16 protein-coding genes are annotated in these 18,726 nt (G+C 43.6%); 8 read left to right on the forward strand and 8 right to left on the reverse strand.

Annotated features, from left to right (window positions below; all coding sequences use genetic code 11):
• The first annotated feature begins 25 nt into the window (after positions 1-25).
• From AB8P72_RS08650 to AB8P72_RS08675, 6 genes are all read left to right on the forward strand, one after another.
• Entirely contained in the window at positions 26-1,975 is a 1,950-nt protein-coding gene (locus tag AB8P72_RS08650; RefSeq protein ID WP_193029980.1) for an ATP-binding cassette domain-containing protein, read from the forward strand.
• A 465-nt stretch (positions 1,976-2,440) separates the two neighbouring features.
• A complete protein-coding gene (gene petA / locus AB8P72_RS08655) occupies positions 2,441-3,025 on the forward strand; it encodes a ubiquinol-cytochrome c reductase iron-sulfur subunit (RefSeq protein ID WP_068404407.1) in 585 nt (194 codons plus the stop codon).
• Positions 3,026-3,032: 7 nt separating this feature from the next.
• Positions 3,033-4,253: a cytochrome bc complex cytochrome b subunit gene (locus tag AB8P72_RS08660; protein ID WP_369811263.1), complete on the forward strand. Its 1,221-nt coding sequence runs from the start codon at positions 3,033-3,035 to the stop codon at positions 4,251-4,253.
• Positions 4,253-4,972, forward strand: coding sequence for a cytochrome c1 (locus AB8P72_RS08665; protein WP_369957618.1), 720 nt, complete (start codon positions 4,253-4,255; stop codon positions 4,970-4,972). The genes AB8P72_RS08660 and AB8P72_RS08665 overlap by 1 nt, the downstream gene beginning before the upstream one ends.
• Before the next feature lie 194 nt (positions 4,973-5,166).
• The gene (locus AB8P72_RS08670) at positions 5,167-5,781 is read left to right on the forward strand and encodes a glutathione S-transferase N-terminal domain-containing protein (protein WP_068404413.1); all 615 of its coding nucleotides are present in this window, start codon (positions 5,167-5,169) and stop codon (positions 5,779-5,781) included.
• Between the two features lie 133 nt (positions 5,782-5,914).
• A complete protein-coding gene (locus AB8P72_RS08675; RefSeq protein ID WP_068404415.1) occupies positions 5,915-6,352 on the forward strand; it encodes a ClpXP protease specificity-enhancing factor in 438 nt (145 codons plus the stop codon).
• Between the two features lie 148 nt (positions 6,353-6,500).
• On the opposite strand, the gene dcd is transcribed toward AB8P72_RS08675, so the two are convergent.
• The 8 genes from dcd to AB8P72_RS08715 all read right to left on the reverse strand — a co-directional run bounded on the left by dcd (position 6,501) and on the right by AB8P72_RS08715 (position 14,163).
• Complete coding sequence (gene dcd, locus AB8P72_RS08680; RefSeq protein ID WP_102076576.1) at positions 6,501-7,076, reverse strand: dCTP deaminase; 576 nt, start codon at positions 7,074-7,076, stop codon at positions 6,501-6,503.
• 151 nt (positions 7,077-7,227) lie between these two features.
• Positions 7,228-8,331 carry a DUF2804 domain-containing protein gene (locus AB8P72_RS08685; protein ID WP_369957619.1) on the reverse strand — a complete coding sequence of 368 codons (1,104 nt, stop codon included), beginning with the start codon at positions 8,329-8,331 and terminating at the stop codon, positions 7,228-7,230.
• A 26-nt stretch (positions 8,332-8,357) separates the two neighbouring features.
• Positions 8,358-8,780: a hypothetical protein gene (locus AB8P72_RS08690; protein WP_306495179.1), complete on the reverse strand. Its 423-nt coding sequence runs from the start codon at positions 8,778-8,780 to the stop codon at positions 8,358-8,360.
• A 91-nt stretch (positions 8,781-8,871) separates the two neighbouring features.
• Positions 8,872-10,095, reverse strand: a complete 1,224-nt coding sequence (gene apbC, locus AB8P72_RS08695) for an iron-sulfur cluster carrier protein ApbC (protein ID WP_068404422.1) — start codon at positions 10,093-10,095, stop codon at positions 8,872-8,874.
• Between the two features lie 260 nt (positions 10,096-10,355).
• Entirely contained in the window at positions 10,356-11,708 is a 1,353-nt protein-coding gene (gene mgtE, locus AB8P72_RS08700; protein ID WP_198328681.1) for a magnesium transporter, read from the reverse strand.
• A gap of 172 nt (positions 11,709-11,880) precedes the next feature.
• The gene (locus AB8P72_RS08705) at positions 11,881-12,681 is read right to left on the reverse strand and encodes a 3-hydroxybutyrate dehydrogenase (RefSeq protein WP_198328682.1); all 801 of its coding nucleotides are present in this window, start codon (positions 12,679-12,681) and stop codon (positions 11,881-11,883) included.
• Between the two features lie 67 nt (positions 12,682-12,748).
• Positions 12,749-13,378, reverse strand: a complete 630-nt coding sequence (locus AB8P72_RS08710) for a CoA transferase subunit B (RefSeq protein ID WP_193029986.1) — start codon at positions 13,376-13,378, stop codon at positions 12,749-12,751.
• Positions 13,379-13,446: 68 nt separating this feature from the next.
• Positions 13,447-14,163: a CoA transferase subunit A gene (locus tag AB8P72_RS08715; RefSeq protein WP_193029987.1), complete on the reverse strand. Its 717-nt coding sequence runs from the start codon at positions 14,161-14,163 to the stop codon at positions 13,447-13,449.
• Positions 14,164-14,489: 326 nt separating this feature from the next.
• Here AB8P72_RS08715 and AB8P72_RS08720 point away from each other — a divergent pair, with 326 nt between their 5' ends.
• Both AB8P72_RS08720 and metG read left to right on the forward strand, forming a co-directional pair.
• Complete coding sequence (locus AB8P72_RS08720) at positions 14,490-15,905, forward strand: GntP family permease (protein WP_193029988.1); 1,416 nt, start codon at positions 14,490-14,492, stop codon at positions 15,903-15,905.
• A 408-nt stretch (positions 15,906-16,313) separates the two neighbouring features.
• Positions 16,314-18,431, forward strand: coding sequence for a methionine--tRNA ligase (gene metG, locus AB8P72_RS08725; RefSeq protein WP_197488861.1), 2,118 nt, complete (start codon positions 16,314-16,316; stop codon positions 18,429-18,431).
• Positions 18,432-18,726 lie beyond the last annotated feature (295 nt).

Genomic DNA, 18,726 nt, shown 5'->3' on the forward strand with positions numbered 1-18,726 from the left:
CTATTATATAAGCTTAAGATATTCTATGGCATTGATACATTTAAAAGATATTCACTTGGCATTTGGCGTGGCTCCTATTCTCGATGGCATCGATTTTTCAATCAATGCAGGCGAGCGCGTTTGTTTGATTGGCCGTAATGGCGAAGGCAAATCTACTTTATTTAAACTGATAAATGGGTCATTGCAGCCTGACAGCGGCGAGATTATCAAAAATAGCAGCATGCGTGTTGCGATGTTAGAGCAAGACGTTCCTGAAACCAGCGGACGTATCTTAGACATCGTGATGGGCGGTAGCCGCCACACCGCCAATTTGCTGATTAACTATAATAAGCAAGTCGATATGTGTGCCAATGGCGATATGGACGCTTGCGAGCATATGGCAACCTTGCAACACGATATCGATGCAGTACATGGCTGGGATTTAGAGCGTGATGCAACCCGTCTAATTACGACTATGGGACTTGATCCTGAAGCTGACCTGTCTTCATTGTCTGGCGGTCGTAAACGCCGTGTGCTACTTGCTCGTGCACTAGTCACTAAGCCTGATGTGCTATTACTCGATGAGCCAACCAACCATTTAGACGTTGAAAGCATCGAATGGTTGGAGCGCTTTTTACTCGACTGGCAAGGTCTGACGTTATTGTTCGTGACGCACGATAGAGCATTTGTCAATAAGCTCGCCACCCGTATCGTTGAGCTTGATCGTGGACAATTGACCAGCTATGACGTGACCCAAGGCGCTAAAGGTTATGCGCGTTATCAAGAATTAAAAGAGCAGCAGCTACTCGCTGAAGAAAAGAACAACGCTAATTTTGATAAAAAATTGGCACAAGAAGAAGTTTGGATTCGCCAAGGTATCAAGGCTCGCCGTACCCGTAATGAAGGCCGTGTCCGCGAGCTAAAAGCCCTGCGTGAAGAGCGCAAAGGCCGCCGCGAGCAAGTCGGTAACGTCAATATCACTATGGGTGAAGGCGAGAAAAGCGGCAAGCTAGTTTGTAAAGTTAAGAACCTGCATCTAGAATATGATGGCAACGTCTTGGTCGATAACTTTAGTACCATGATTATGCGCGGTGACAAAATTGGTATCGTCGGTCCCAACGGCGCGGGTAAAACCACGCTGATTAAAGCCCTGCTCGATATGTCTGATGATGAAGTCACCAAAACAGGCACGGTCGAGCTTGGCACCAATTTACAAATTGCCTTTTTCGATCAGCTGCGTGATCAGTTGGATTTAGAAGCCAGCGTGGCGCAAAACGTCTCAGAAGGTTCTGACTTCGTAGAAGTTGGCGGGCGCAAAACGCATATCATGAGCTATTTGCAAGATTTCTTATTTGCCCCAGAGCGTGCGCGTACGCCTGTTAAAGCCTTATCAGGTGGTGAGCGTAATCGCGTACTACTTGCCAAGCAATTATTAAAGCCTGCCAATATTTTGGTACTCGATGAGCCAACCAATGACTTGGATATGGCCACCCTGGAGCTTTTAGAAGAATCGGTCGCCAGCTTCAACGGTACTATCTTGCTGATTAGCCATGACCGCTCATTTATGGACAACGTCGTTACCTCTACTTGGGTATTTGACACGGATGAAAATGGTAATGGCATCGTCAAAGAATATGTCGGTGGCTATCAAGAATACTTGATACAAAAAAACCGTGAAGAAGAAGCGAAAGCTAAGAATGCTAAATCGTCTAACGATAATGCTGCTATTAGCAAAGCTAACAATAAAACTACGGTCACGGTAAAGTCTAATACCGCTGCCAAAAAGCTCAACTACAATGAACAGCGCGAACTCGATAATTTGCCAAAAGAAATTGCTGCGTTAGAAGCTGAGCAAACGGAGCTAGAAGAAAGGCTGGCTGACGGTTCATGGTTTACGAAAGATATGGAAGCCGCTACGGCTGCCAGTGAGCGTTTATTAGTCATCGAAGATGAGATGATGACTAAGCTTGAGCGCTGGCATACGCTTGAGAGTTAATACTATGTATCGCCATTTATGACCTTATAACTTTTATATTAGGCATGCTTTATATTGGACATAGTTAAGGGTTATAAATAGCTTACGACCACTTACAACCGTGTAATGTGCGGAAAGTTAGTGAACATTGTCTTGATTTCAAGTATCATTCCCTATTGCTGAATACCCTTATTAATTATAAGGTCATTATTCATAATAGTCTTGTTGATAAAAAAGCGTACTTTAAGGTAGGTTAAATATTGATAATTAAGCAGTTTTAGACTAATTATCTTGTTTAACACTGAAGTACGCTTTCTCAAGGCTGCTTTATTTTTAACACAATAATTTATTTTATGACCGAAATAGCTTAGAATAGCAACAATTAGCAAAATTAGGCACAGCTAACGTGGCTTGATAATTGTCATTTTTCTAAGCCACAAACCCAGTGTGGGATAATCCCATTTCATTCACCTGGAGGAAGTATTAATGAGCCATGCCGAAGGCGTTAACGTACAACGTCGTAGAGTTCTTATTGCCTCGACTGCCGTCATTGGTGCAGCTGGGGTAGCTGCTGTGGCGACACCTTTTGTCCGTTCTTGGACTCCGAGCGCAAAAGCCGAGGCTGCAGGTGCTGCAGTGACCCAAGATATTGGTTCTATCGAAGCAGGACAGATGATTGTCGTCAAATATCGGGGCAAACCTATCTTTGTGGTCAAGCGCACTGAAGAGATGCTGACCACCTTAGAATCAGTGAAGCCATTACTGTCAGACCCTGATTCAGATGAGTCGCTACAACCAGAATATTGTAAAAACCCTGAGCGCTCTTTATCACCAGAAGTCTTGGTGGTAGAAGGCGTCTGTACACATTTAGGCTGCGCACCAAACTACCGTCCTGATGTGGGCGCAGCTGATTTAGGCGGTAATGACTGGTACGGTGGATTTTTCTGCCCATGTCATGGCTCTAAATACGACTTATCGGGTCGTGTTTATAGTGGTGTCCCTGCACCGCTTAACTTACCAATCCCAGAGTACAGCATGGATGGTACTATCTTGACGATTGGGGAGGCTTAATATGAGCATGGGTAAAAAGTTAATGCATTGGGTAGACGCGCGCTTTCCTGCGACTGAAACCTATGAATATCATATGTCAAAGTACTATGCACCAAAGAACTTTAACTTTTGGTACTTCTTTGGCGTGTTATCAATGGTGGTATTGGTCAACCAGCTAGTGACTGGTATTTGGCTAACAATGATGTACAACCCAAGTGCCGAAGGGGCATTTGCGTCTGTTGAATATATCATGCGTGATGTCAAAGGAGGCTGGCTCATCCGTTATATGCACTCGACGGGCGCATCTGCGTTCTTCGTCGTCGTATACCTGCATATGTTCCGCGCCTTGCTATATGGTTCATACCAAAAACCGCGTGAGCTTATTTGGCTTATCGGTATGGGTATTTACCTCGCATTGATGGCAGAAGGTTTCTTCGGTTACCTACTTCCTTGGGGCAACATGTCATTCTGGGGCGCTCAGGTTATTCTAAACTTACCTGCAGCTCTACCTGTCATTGGCGATGGTCTTGCTGAATGGGTACGTGGTGACTATATCATCTCAGGTATCACCTTAAACCGCTTCTTTGCTTTGCACGTTGTTGCTATTCCACTTGTCCTTGTCGGCTTAGTGTTTATGCATTTAGTGGCGCTGCATCACGTTGGTTCGAACAATCCTGATGGCATTGATATTAAAAAGCTAAAAGATAAGAATGGCGTACCATTAGACGGTATCGAATTCCATCCGTACTATACTGTGCATGACATGGTTGGTATTGTGGTCTTCTTTATCTGTTTCTTTGCAGTGGTATTCTTCTTCCCAGAAGGCGGCGGTTTCTTCCTTGAGCCACCAAACTTTGAAGCAGCAAACTCACTGAAAACACCTGCGCATATTGCACCAGTATGGTACTACACACCTTTTTATGCCATCTTACGTGCGGTTCCTAATAAGCTTGGTGGTGTGATTGCAATGGGCGGTGCGATTGCCTTCCTATTCTTAATCCCATGGCTTGATAGATCGCCTGTACGCTCGATACGTTATAAAGGTATTTTGTCTAAGATTGCCCTTACTATCTTTGCTATCAGCTTTGTGGTATTAGGCTACTTGGGTGCGACACCTGCAACGCCAACAGCGACAATTTTGGCACGTATCTTTACTATTCTGTATTTCTTGTTTTTCTTATTGATGCCGTTCTACACAGCTATTGAGAAGTGTAAACAGCCACCAGAACGCGTTACCGGAGGTCACTAATGAGCACGCTAATTAAATCCCTAGCTGGTCTAGGCTTAGGCGCCGCGCTGACGTTGACGTTGACTGCTGGCACTGCAAGCGCATCAGGTGGTGGATGTGGTACTTTTACCAATGCTGATGGTGTGGTTGAACACTTAGCTTGTAGTACAGCTCCTATTGATTTTACCAATAAGGGTTCGCTACAAAACGGCGCGAAAATCTTTATGAACTACTGCGCTGGATGTCACTCAGCAAAATATGTTCGTCATTCGCGCATTGCTAAAGACTTAGAGATACCGCCTGAGCTGGTTGAAAAGTATTTGATGGTCACCACCGATGAAATCGGTGACCATATCAATGCTGAAATCGACCCTGATGTTCAAGCATCATGGTTTGGCGCGGCACCTCCGGACTTGTCACTTGAAACAAGACTACGCGGTGATGACTGGGTTTATACTTACCTTCTATCGTTCTATGAAGATCCAAGCCGTCCTTGGGGCTCGAACAACTTAGTACTTGCAAACGCTGCTATGCCGCATGTGTTGCATAATATGCAAGAAACCTTGAGTGAAGAAGAGTTTGAATCTGAAGTTGGTGACTTGGTTAACTTTATGGCGTGGATGGCAGAGCCAGTACGTCATGACCGCCAAGTAATCGGTTTCTTTGTGATTTTATTCTTATTAGTACTACTCATTCCAGTTTACTTATTGAATAAAGAATTCTGGAAAGACGTAAAATAATAAAGCAATAAAGATCCAAAGTTAATCTAAAAAATAAGCACTACTTCGGTAGTGCTTTTTTATGTCTAATTAGACCATTAATTATAAAATCTTCTATTAAGAAATCGCCTTATATGCAATGTTTACGTACGCTACCTTGATAAACGCAGCGACATTGTTTACGATAATAGGCTTTATTAATACATTAGGCTTCCATGATTGATGCGAATGACATTCCAAGTAGTCAGCTGATTTTATACGCTGACGATGGCTACAACAGCCATGTGGTCCGCCTATTGCTTGAAGAAAAAAAGCTTGCCTATTATTTATCACGCCTGCATTCTGAGCGTCCGGAAGACTTGACCGAGCTCAACCCCTATCACACTTTGCCTGTTTTGCAACAGCGTGAGATTGCGCTATATGAGATTAACGTTATCTTCGAATACCTTGAGGAGCGTTATCATGCCAATAAACTATTGCCAGATACGCCGCAAGAGCGCGCCCAGTTTCGTCAATTGGCTTGGCGTATACAACATGATTGGTTAGTGCTCGGCAAACGATTGCTGATGCATCCGGACAGTTTTAACAAAGCGCAAGCAGCCTTGGCGAAAAAGCAGCTAAGCGACTCCTTGATTACTTTGTCGCCTTTATTTGCTCATAAACCTTATTTTATGGCCGACGAGTTTGGTTGGTGCGACGTGCTATTAGCGCCTTTGTTATGGAGATTGGAAGAGATGGGCATTGAGCTACCGCGTGCTATCAGCCGCCCCCTATTTGACTATCAAAAACGGGTCTTTGAACGTGACAGCTTTCAAAAAAGCGTACGTTAATTAGACAACCGCTGATGACTCCCCTAAAATAGACTCTGATATAGAATAGCGATATAGTGAATGATTTTTCTATAAATACGACTTTATCGCAAACGAGACAGTATTTAATAATAATGCATAAGGAAACCAAAAAATGAGCGAAGAAACCACCTCTATTACCCCAACACGTCCCTATATGGTGCGCGCGCTATATCAATGGATAGAGGACAATGCGCTCACCCCATACCTGATGGTAGATGCTACTGCTGACAATGTCCAAGTCCCTAAAGAGCATATCCAAGACGGACGTATCGTGCTCAACATTGCTAGCCGTGCGACCGGTAATATGAGCATGGAAAATGATTATATTCATTTTAGTGCGCGCTTCGGCGGTGTCTCGCAAGAGATTTGGGTACCATTGACGGCGGTAATGGGGATTTATGCCAAAGAAAATTCGCAAGGGATGTTTTTTGACCCTAATGAATACGATGATTATGTCCCTGAAGAAGACGCAGCGACTACCTCCAAGAAAAGTACTGCTGCCCCAAAACCTAAGCGCGATAATAAAGCAGGGTTAAAAGTTTTAAAATAATTATGTTAAAAAATCGACTTTAAAATAGCCGAAAGAATTAGCCATAAAAAAGCCAGTCATATTCCATATGCTGGCTTTTTTTATGGTCAGTCCAAAATGCTAACAGGCTCAAAAACACTTAATCTCTTGGCGTTTAAGTGCTTGAGTATTAAGTTCTTGGCAGTGTCACACCGCGCTGACCTTGGTATTTACCGCCGCGGTCTTTATAACTGGTCTCACAAACGTCGTCCGCATCGCTTTGAAAAAACAGCATCTGTGCCACGCCCTCGCCCGCATAAATACGCGCAGGCAAGTTGGTGGTATTACTAAATTCCAACGTCACATGCCCTTCCCACTCAGGCTCAAGTGGTGTGACGTTGACGATGATACCGCAGCGTGCATAGGTCGATTTACCAAGACAAATCGTCAATACATCACGCGGAATACGAAAATACTCCATCGTGCGCGCCAAAGCAAAAGAGTTTGGCGGAATGATACACTCGTCACCGATGACATCAATGAAGCTTTTTTCATCGAAGTTTTTTGGGTCTACAATCACTGAATGCACGTTGGTAAAGACTTTAAATTCAGGCGCACAGCGTACATCATAACCGTAGCTTGAGGTGCCATAACTGACCAAACGCTCGCCGGCATCATTAAAACGTACTTGACCTGGCTCGTATGGTTCAATCATGCCATGTTCTTCGGCCATTTTACGAATCCAGCGGTCAGACTTGATAGACATTGTTGTTCCTTAGCAAATATAAAATCGAGATGATGATATGAATGATATTTTGATAGCGACGATTATACGGAATTGACGGCGCAATTTATAGAGCGGCAACGACTTTAAAGTTAAACCTGCTATTTATAAGTGCATCATAAGCGCTCATAAGCTACCATTTAGCAAAATGATCTTCCGCTAAGCCCATTACCTTATCAAGCTTAATCACCTCATCTACTAGCCGTATCTCACCACTATACAAACCAAGCCATTGCTCAAAGATACTGGCGAGCACACCGAAGTTATCGGTCTTTTTATAGACAGTCATCGGCGTAAAGGTTAAATCAATATCAACCTTGCTCCAGCCAAGATTTTGATGATAAATACGCCAAGTATGCTGCGCAGCTGCATCCAAATTTTGACGTACAAACATCACAGGCGGCAAATACACTATCTGCCCATCAAGCCAGCAAGCGTTTTCACTGGCGCCGGTTTCATTGACACCCATCGATAAGTTAAGAGTAAAATGACGACCGTCTGGCAAGTAGCTATTAATACAAGTCCAAAACCAATTGGTCTTGTGGCGCATATAGCCAAGCGTCCAATCTAGATTGGCAATAGTCGTGTCAGTAAAGTCGATTTGCTTGGCTTTAGCATCAGGAACAGTAATATTAGATGTTGAATGAGATTTAATAAGTAGATGTCCAGATATTGCTGTCAGCGGCTCTTTTTGGGTAAAGGTCCAACCGCGTCTGCCCGTTGGTGTACAGATAGCTAGTGGCTGTGATTGTCTTGCTAAGGTTGCATTGAGTGCAAGGTTTTGACTATCTAGCACAACGTTAATCTGCGAAGGCGTAAAATCCAATGTTACGGTCAGCTTATCATGGGTAAACGCCATTTGACCTTGATAGCAATCGCCTTCTAATAAGGTCTGCCGCGGCAAAGGTTGCAAGGCTTCGCAAACTTCTAGCTCACTAGTTTCATCATGATAAAGATAAACGAAGGCGCTGGTCGCAAGCTTAATCGTCGCCAGTGCTAGGCAAACTCGATAAGGCGGCTCGATAATTTGGATAAAACAAAATTGGTTGGCTTTAAGCGCTTTGCGCCAGTTTGGCAGCGCTTTTTGCGAGATAAGATAACTATGATAGTCAAGATAGTTGATGCGCTTAACGTTAGCAAAAACGCCTAAGTTAGGTTGACCGTTTTGAATAAGCTGGTCAATCTCAACTACTCTCAAGTGATTAGCGATAGGTTGATGATTATTATTTTGCTTCATGGTTAAGGCATCCTAGCCAAAATTCATTACGAGACTACCTGTCCTTGGTAGCTAACCATGCTGCTGACGATTCTTCTCTTCGCTTGTCCTGAAGCAGCCCAAACGGCTTCTCTAATAGCTTTAATCTCTATCATCGTCAAACCATCTATAAGTTCTTCTGTCACATTGACTACTGCAAAAGAACTTATGCCAAACGGATGCCTAGAAAACTTAAGCAATAAATCAGTCATAGCTTGTACTGCTTGTAAAAAATCAGCAATCACCATTCGGCGATTGCTAAAATCTGCATTAACCTGATAGCGTTTGCCACTGCCATCTTTATAGTAGCAAACCGCGCTTACTTGATTATTCGACAGCTCAATCACGTATATCGGCGGACGAAATAGCTTTAGGAGCTGATATTGCTTGGGGATAGTATCTAAATGACGTTGATAAATGGATAGACTCACGATACTTCCTTTTTAAAATTCAAAGTCATTTAGATTGTAAGACTTTATATGCTTAGGCTATTTTACTAACTTTAGAAGCCATTAAAAACTATTAGAAAATCCGCTTATCATCAACTGGTTTGGCAAATTTATTGATATTGGCTTCGATATTTTTAGCAATACTTAGATAATACGGCGCAAATTCATCATCGGCCAACACGCTCGGCTCACCTTTATCCACTTGGGCGCGAATACCGCTAGCAAGTGGCAACTGACCCAAGAGTGGCACATGGTATTGCTCAGCGATTTTTTCGCCGCCACCCGTACCAAAAATCGCTTCAGTATGGTTACAGTTGCTACAGGTATGCAGCGCCATATTTTCAACCACGCCAAGTACTGGAATATTGGTTTTATTAAACATCTCGATGCCTTTTTGCGCATCAAGTAAGGCGATATGCTGCGGCGTCGTCACAATCACCGCACCCGTTACCGGAATGCGCTGCGCCAATGTCAGCTGAATATCGCCAGTACCAGGCGGCATATCGATGACTAAGTAATCGAGCTGCGGCCAATTGGTTTGGTTATACAGCTGCATTAAGGCGCCAGTGGCTTTTGGTCCGCGCCACGCCACAGGTGTATTATCACCATCGAGCAAGCTACCAATCGATAGCATTGCCAAACCATGCGCTTCAATAGGTACAAATTGCTCGTTTTCTAGCTCAGGTTTGACTTTGTCCACGCCCAGCATCGTCGGCATACTTGGTCCATAAATATCAGCGTCTAGCACGCCAACCCGATTGCCCAATTTCTGTAATGCTAAGGCGATATTAACGGTAGTGGTTGATTTACCAACGCCGCCTTTACCCGAAGCGACGACGATAATATGGCGGATACGCGGATGCGCCGTTAAGGACGCTTGCGTCGGCGCCGCTTTCGTAATCGGCGGTTCAGCCTGATTGCTGCTATTTGTATTTGCAGAGGGTTTGGTCTGCTTTTCCATCGCGTTAGTGGTTTTTGGCATGGCTTTCGGTAGGCTTGAGCCCGCGCCTTTTGCAGGCGCTGGCAGGCGCACATTCATATGAATCACTCTGATGCCATGCGGATGCAGTAGATTGCCAAGCTCTTGCTGAATGGTCTCAGGGTCGCTATCTTGCGGCAGACGCAAATCCAAAGTCAGCTCATCGCCATCGCGCTCTAGACCTGTGACCATAGTTGCAAGACTGTTATTACCCAAATGGTAATTGAGCAACACTTGATCAACGGCGCTATCACGAGCCGCTTGTTGCTGCGGAGATTCGGATTTCGAAGATGCTCTTTTTTTTATAAAATTAAACATAGCTACCTCTACTACCTATATCGATGGTTAAATTTGGCAAAAACGATGAATCTTTTTAAACAATAACTGTTTAAAATTGTTTAAAAAAACTCTTAGCTAAAACTTTAGCCCATAAAACTTTTGCCAAATGCTTTTATATAGATACAGTGTAGCTCAATGGGCGCTATAAAAAAACCACACTGTCAGTAGGTATGAGGGTCAAAATTGGTGTTATTTTTTTATTTAAGCGGTCTTATGTAAATGACCGTTTATTAAACAAACTAACCAATCGGTAAAAATTTAGAAGCGATGAATAAATAGATCAGTACACCCGAGGCATCACTGATTGAAGTAATCAAAGGCGCACTGGCGGTTGCAGGGTCAAAACCGAGTTTATTGAGTATAAAAGGCAGACTCATGCCAATGACACTACCAATCATAACAACGCACAGCATACTTAGTGCCAAAACCAAAGAGACGGTCGCGTCACCGCGCACATAGCCAATAAGGGCAATGGCAACGGCCATCGTCGCCCCGAGCAGCAGGGCAACTAAGGCTTCGCGGCCAAGGAGTGAAAACCAATCACGCATCACCACATCACCCGTCGCTAAAGCACGTACCATTAAAGTCGCTGATTGCGAGCCGGCGTTACCGCCACTATCAACCAGTAAAGGTAAGAAAAATACCAATACTAAGTTTGCCGCAATGACGTCTTCGAAGTTAGCAATACTTAGCCCCGACAGCAAGTTGCCAAATACTAAAAACACCAGCCAAAAAACCCGCTTACGGTAAAGGACAGTAATACTGACGTCTTTTAAGCGCCCAACCATGGTCGAGACACCGCCTGACTTATGGAAGTCATCCGTGGCTTCATCACTTGCCACGTCCATCGCGTCATCATGAGTGACGATACCAACCAACGCCCCACTGGCATCAGTAATGGGTAGGGAGATTAAGTCATAACGGGCAACAGTTTTCGCAACGTCTTCTTGATCATCGTTGACATCAGAAGAGATGACCGAGCTGACCATGATGTCTTTAATCAGCTGCTCAGGCGATGATAAAATAAGCACCCTTAATGACACCACGCCCAAGAGCTTACGCGCGTCATCAATCACATAAGCATGATAAATAGTTTCGGCATCGGGCGCTTCTAAACGTAGCGCGTCCAAGGCTTCGGCGACAGTCATCTCAGCCCCTAACGTCGCATAATCAGAGCTCATCAAGGCACCAGCTGTGCCTTCTTCATAGGCCGATAGACGGCGAATATCCTCACGCTTCGCCTGCGCTAAGGCAGGTAATAACACGTCGCGTTGGTCTTGACTTAAGCGCTTATACAAATCAGTCCGTTCATCAGATGGCATCTCACCGACTATCTTGGCTAAAATAGCGCGCGGAAAGACATAAGCGAGCGCCACTTGACTATCTGGGTCTAAATAAGCAAATATCGTCGAGCGATTGGGCAAATGCGCAAGGAGCTGCCAAGCGAGTTTGGGTTCAATTAATGCCAATAAATCAGCTATATCGATAGGACGCAGGTTTTGAATCTCTTCAATCGCTTGCTCATACTGCTGCTGCTCGATAGCACGGCTTATTTTTTCGGCATAGGTCAACGCCAAGTCTTTATTATTCATCGCTTTTACTCCGTGCAGCGCAAAATAGGGCAACAGGCGCTCATAAAAAAGAGCCAATATTATTGGCTCAAATTAACATAAAATCAAATGCTAAAGGATTGAGGTTTTATTAGCAAGCGAATGATGCTTAAACCAAGCAAACAGCCCGCAAATCTATCCATTGACCAAACTATTAATTCATAAACCAACCATGACTGGCGACGATAGACTGCCCAGTAAATACATTGCTTGGAAAAGCCGCTAAGAATAATGCCAATTGAGCGATATCATCAACCGTGGTAAATTCTTTATCAACGGTATTGACCAACATAATGTCATTTACCACAGATTCTTCACTGATGCCTTTTTCAACCGCTTGTTGCGGGATTTGTTTCTCGACTAATGGTGTTTTGACAAAACCGGGACAAATGACATGTGCGCGTACATTATGTTCAGCGCCTTCTTTTGCCAACACCCGGCACAGTCCAAGTAGTCCGTGCTTGGCAGTAACATACGGTGCTTTAAATAATGACGCTTCATGCGAGTGCACCGAGCCCATATAAATGACTGTACCGCCTTTGTCAGCCTTATACATATGCTGCACAGCCGCTTTAGTGGTTAAAAATGCCCCATCTAAATGAATAGCAAGCATTTTTTTCCAGTCAGCAAACGCCATTTTATGAATCGGGTCAATGATTTGAATACCCGCATTTGATACAAGAATATCTATACCACCAAAGGTATCCACTAATTGCTGTACGCCAGAATTTACGGCACCCTCTGAGGTCACATCCATGGCGATCGCTAACGCACGTCCGCCAGCGGATTCGATAGCATCGACCGTTTGCTGTGCGGCTGCCAGATTAATATCAGCAATACCAACGGCAGCGCCTGCTTTAGCATAGGTTTCAGCGATATCACGGCCAATGCCGCTTGCAGCGCCAGTGACTAATGCCACTTTGCCGGTCAAATCTTGTTGTAATGTGGTCGCCATATTTTATAGTCCATTATTAAATAGGTTGTTTGGATGCCTATATTACCCGCTTGTTTATTAAACAGGCTTATTGAGTAATGCTCACTGGCGTTTTTTCTTGTAACTCCTCAAAACTTACGCCTTCTGCCAGCTCAACCAATTTTAGACCGTTGTCAGTGACATCTAATACGGCAAGCTCGGTAATGATACGGTCGACCACCCCTTTACCCGTTAGTGGCAGCTCACAGTCGGCAAGGATTTTTGGCTCGCCATGTTTGTTGACTTGCTCCATCAGCACAATCACCCGCTGCACGCCAGCCACCAAATCCATCGCGCCGCCCATGCCTTTGACCATTTTTTTCGGAATCATCCAGTTGGCCAAATCGCCTTTTTCGGATACTTCCATCGCGCCCAATATCGCAAGATTGACATGACCGCCGCGGATCATCGCAAACGACTCTGAACTACTAAAATAGCTGGCACCGGGTTCAGTGGTTACGGTTTGCTTGCCCGCATTGATTAAATCCGCATCGACATTTTCTTCGGTTGGAAACTCGCCAATACCGAGTAAACCGTTTTCAGACTGAAGCCAAACATCGACGCCCTCAGGGATATAGTTGGCGACTAGGGTCGGTAAACCAATACCTAAATTAACATAATAGCCGTCTTTTAATTCTTGAGCGGCACGCTGTGCCATCTGCTCTCTTGTCCATGCCATGATAATTTCCTTATTTTTTACAAAGCCTATTGTTATTTTTTCATTAAAACTATTAAATAATCTTTCATTTAAGCGCGTGTAGTGGCTGCTTTGGTAGTAGTTTTTTCAATACGTTTTTCGGGATTATTATTTAAGACAATACGTTGGACAAAAATACCCGGCAGATGAATCTCATCGGGGTTTAGCTGCCCAATCTCTACGATTTCCTCAACTTCGACAACCGTAACTTTACCCGCCATCGCACAATCTGGATTAAAGTTACGCGCTGTTTTATTAAAAATTAAGTTGCCGGCTTTGTCAGCCTTTTGTGCTTTAATTAGTGCCACATCTGCCCGCAAAGTATGCTCAAGCACATAGGTACGACCATCAAACTCGCGCGTCTCCTTGTCTTCAGCCACTTGTGTGCCAACGCCAGTTGCGGTATAAAACGCTGGAATACCAGCGCCGCCTGAACGCAGTTTTTCCGCTAACGTGCCTTGCGGCGTTAGCTCAACTTCTAGCTCGCCTGATAAGTATTGACGCTCAAACTCTTTATTTTCACCTACGTACGATGAAATCATTTTTTTAATTTGGCGCGTTTGTAATAGTAAGCCCAAACCAAAATCATCGACACCGGCATTATTACTGATACAGGTTAATTCCTTGACCCTACTATCACGTAATGCTTCAATCAGCGCTTCAGGAATACCGCACAAACCGAACCCTCCAATAGCGAGAGTTTGACCGTCACTAACGATACCTTTTAACGCCTCTGCTGCGCTGCTATATACTTTTGATTGACTCATGCTTATCTCCTTGCAAGTCACTTTTTATATTTTATTTAATGATTTTTCCTGCATGATGCAACTCACATCATGGCAACTCTCGTCTTACCAACCAATAGACACAGTTATTCTAAAAGCAATACACTGCGTATCGATATATCTTATTTAAAATTCTTATGCTAACTTAACATATTATTCTCACAGCGACTAGAGAATAACCATAAGGAAATGGGAGCGGTATTTCACGTTTGGGCTATTTGATAATAGCGATATTACTATCGCCTGTACATGACGTAGTAGCAAACGTTATTTATTCGCTATTTAACATCGGCTAAGGAGAGGCTTTCATGTTTAGCACATTTGCTATTATTATCACTTTATTATTATTGATGTTCTTTGCTTATCGCGGCTATTCCGTGCTGATTTTGGCACCGATTATGGCGATGTTGGCTGTATTACTTTCAGGTGATTTCTTAAGCAGCATTCCTGCCTATACTGATGTATTTATGGGTGCATTAAGTGGATTTTTGCTAAAGTTTTTCCCTATCTTCCTACTCGGGGCACTATTTGGGCGCTTAATGGCAGACTCAGGTGCGGCAACAGCGATTGCCAAAACCGTGGTCGAAAAGCTCGGTGCCAGCAAAGCTATTTTGGCCGTTATTTTAGTATGCGCTATTTTGACCTACGGTGGTGTGTCATTATTTGTGGTGGCATTTGCAATCTATCCGATCGCTAAAGACTTGTTTAAAGCTGCGGATATTCCTAAACGCTTGATTCCAGCTGCAATTGCGCTAGGTTCGTTTACCTTTACTATGACTGCATTGCCTGGCACGCCAGCAATTCAAAATGCAATTCCCATCCCTTATTACAATACCAACGTTTTTGCTGCCCCTATTTTGGGTATTGTAGGCGGTCTTATAATGTTCTTTTGTGGCTGGTTGTGGTTACAATCAAGAGCCAAAAAAGCCGTTGCAGCAGGTGAAGGCTATGGTCAGCATGATGAAAGTGATGTGGGTGGTGTTGGTAGCGCAACAGTAGAAACCAATTTGGCGAGCACGCATCACAGTTCCTTTACCGTTGCTATGATCCCGCTGGTGCTGGTCATCGCACTAAACGCTTTATTAACTTACTTTATTTTTCCATCGATGGATTTTAGCGGTTTACAAGCCCAGTTTCCGGACTTAAATATCGCAGGTTCACTTGGGTTATGGTCAATTATCATCTCATTGGTCGTTGCTTGTACTGTACTCATTGTGCTGCGTATTGGACATTGGAACAATCTACAAAAAACCATTAACCGTGGAACTTATGACTCAATGTTGCCAATTTTTAATACGGCCTCGGAAGTTGGTTATGGCGCAGTTATTGCCTCATTAGCAGGTTTCCTTATTATTCGTGACAGTATCTTAAACCTAACCCCTGGCAACCCACTTATCTCAGAGGCGGTCGCTATGACCACGCTGGCTGGTATTACGGGGTCATCTTCTGGTGGCTTAAGTATCGCTCTATCGACGCTGGGCGAAGACTATTTGAGAATGGCTGTCGCTGCTGGCATTGACCCAGAGCTGATGCACCGAGTCGCTGTGATGGCAGCAGGCGGTTTAGACACCTTGCCACATAGTGGTGCGGTCATTACCTTGCTGGCGATTTGTGGTTTGACGCATAAGCAATCTTATCTAAACGTTGCTATGGTCACTATAGTAATCCCACTTATTGCGGTGGTTGTTATTATCATTTTAGGAACGATGTTTGGCTCGTTCTAAAAAGTAGCTAAAATATAAAAACGGACTATAAATACCACAGAAATCTACCCTTTCATCGAATCCACTTATTCATTAAACCTACTTAGCAAATTGCTGGGTGGGTTTTTTATGTTAGTTTTAGCATAGCTGACTTTAAATAAAGCTAATTTCCTCTATCAAACAAATAACCATATAAATGCTAAATATAGTTAATCACTGTCTTAGCATCGATTTAATTACCAAGGTAATATCACAAAATCGGCCGAATTACGGTATCATAGGCGCACTTTTTTAATTCTTCTCTTTTTTAGAGTTATTGGACGTTTTAAGTGTTAATAATTTAGCATTGATAATACGGTGCTGACTCCTCATAAAGTGCTCGAGACGTTTGAAAATCAACCCGTTTATATAAAAATATAGGTGACAAAAGTGCGTGAGATTTTAGTAACCAGTGCGCTGCCCTACGCCAATGGCTATATCCATTTGGGGCATCTTGTAGAATATATTCAGACCGACATTTGGGTACGTGCGATGAAAGCACAAGGCCATCAGGTCACCTATGTCTGCGCTGATGATGCACACGGTACGGCGATTATGCTCAAAGCAGAAGCCAATGGCGTCACCCCAGAAGAGCAAATCGCCTCGGTAAAAGCCTCACATGAAGCCGATTTTGCCAAATTTTTGATTGACTTTGATAATTATCACAGCACCCATTCAGAAGAAAACAAGCATTTCTCTGAGCTGATTTATCGTCGCCTTAATAGCGCCGGACATATCAGCACAAAGGACGTCAAGCAGCTTTTTGACCCTGAAAAGCAGCTGTTTTTAGCCGATCGTTTTGTCAAAGGAGAATGCCCTGAATGCAGCGCGCTTGACCAATATGGCGATAATTGTGAGGTATGCGGTACCACTTATGATGCAACCGACCTTATCAATCCGCATTCAACGCTATCTAATGCGACGCCCGTGCTTAAAACTTCTAAGCATTATTTCTTTGATTTGCCTGAGTTTGAGCAATTCTTAAAAGATTGGACGCGTAGCGAAAATCGCTTGCAAGTCTCCGTCGCCAATAAACTGCAAGAATGGTTTGACGCGGGTCTGACCAGCTGGGATATCTCGCGTGATGCGCCGTATTTTGGTTTTCAAATCCCAGATACACCAAGCGATGAGCCAGAAAAATACTTTTATGTCTGGCTAGATGCACCAGTTGGCTATATGGCAAGCTTTAAAAACCTATGTGATAAGCGCGAAGGTAGCGACCAAGCGCTTGATTTTGACCGTTATTGGATGCAAGAAAACGAGCATAAAACCGAGGTGTATCATTTCATCGGTAAAGACATCGTTTATTTCCATGCGCTATTTTGGCCAGCGATGCTAGCCGGCAGCGAGTTCCGTACGCCAACCGGTGTTTTTGCCCACGGTTTCTTGATGGTCAATGGCGAAAAAATGAGTAAGTCACGCGGCACCTTTATCAAGGCCGAAACTTACGCGGAACACTTACACCCTGAATACTTGCGTTATTATTTCGCCAGTAAACTGTCTGACAAAGTTGAAGATATTAACCTTGATTTAGAAGACTTTATGCAAAAGGTCAACTCTGACTTGGTGGGTAAAGTGGTCAATATCGCCAGCCGTAGTGCCGGTTTTATCGTGAAGAAATACGACGGTATGCTGTCAGACAATTGCGTAGAATCAGAATTACTAGAAAATATCACCAAAACTGGTGATGAAATTGCCGCCGCTTACGAAAACCGTGAGTTCTCGCGTGCGATGCGCTTAATCATGCAGTGTGCCGACAAAGCCAATGAATATATCGACGAGAAAAAACCTTGGTCGCTTGCCAAAATCGAGGGCACTGAGAAAGAAGTGCAAGACGTCTGCTCGGTGGCGATTAATATCTTCCGCCAATTGATGGTTTATTTGGCGCCAGTATTGCCTGAGCTGACAGCCAATGCTAAAGAATTCTTAAATATTGATGATTTAAGCTTTGCTAGCCGAAATCAATGGCTACTTGGTCATAAAATCAATAAATTTAAACCTTTGATGCAGCGTATCGAAGAAAAAGACGTTGCGGCAATGGTTGAAGATTCAAAGGCCTCGTTAGCGCAAGCAGACGCCCCTACTGCTAACAGCGATAATAATTCAGATAATAAAAAAGCAGTAGTAAACACCCAGCCAGTACCAGCGGCTAATACTGACAGTGAAGCTGGGCAAGCGGACTATATTGGTATTGAAGACTTTGCCAAAGTTGAGATGAAAGTGGCACACGTCTTAGCCTGTAATTATGTCGAAGGTGCGGATAAGCTTTTACAATTTACCTTGGACGTTGGCGAAGACAAACCGCGTAATGTCTTTAGCGGTATCCGTAAGTTTTATGAGCCTGAGCAATTGCTGGATAAAAAGGTAATTTGCGTCACCAATCTTGCGCCGCGTAAGATGAAATTTGGCATCTCAGAAGGCATGGTATTATCGACTGGCAACCCGAAAACTCAGTTAACGGTGGTTACTTTACCGGACAACTGCGTGATTGGTGATGTGTTAGCTTAAATGCGGTTGTACTTATAGAATAAAAAAGATGCTTTCGTGGCATCTTTTTTTTGCCTAAAATTCATTGGTGACAAAATAAAAAGAGCGTGGGCAAAAAATAAAAATATCGACAAAAATCTGCCTTTATTCACTTTTATAAAATCAATGACAAATGCGTTTTATTTTCTTATTGCCATAAGTTACATTACTGTCATAATATGGACGTAATCATCAAGGGATTGATTACCTTTATGTTCGCCCGTTATCTCAGCATGCACATAACATTGACTCGGGTAACCTGCAATTTTTAACCTAT

The organism is Psychrobacter sp. CLB018, from assembly GCF_041222815.1.
GTDB lineage: Bacteria > Pseudomonadota > Gammaproteobacteria > Pseudomonadales > Moraxellaceae > Psychrobacter > Psychrobacter faecalis.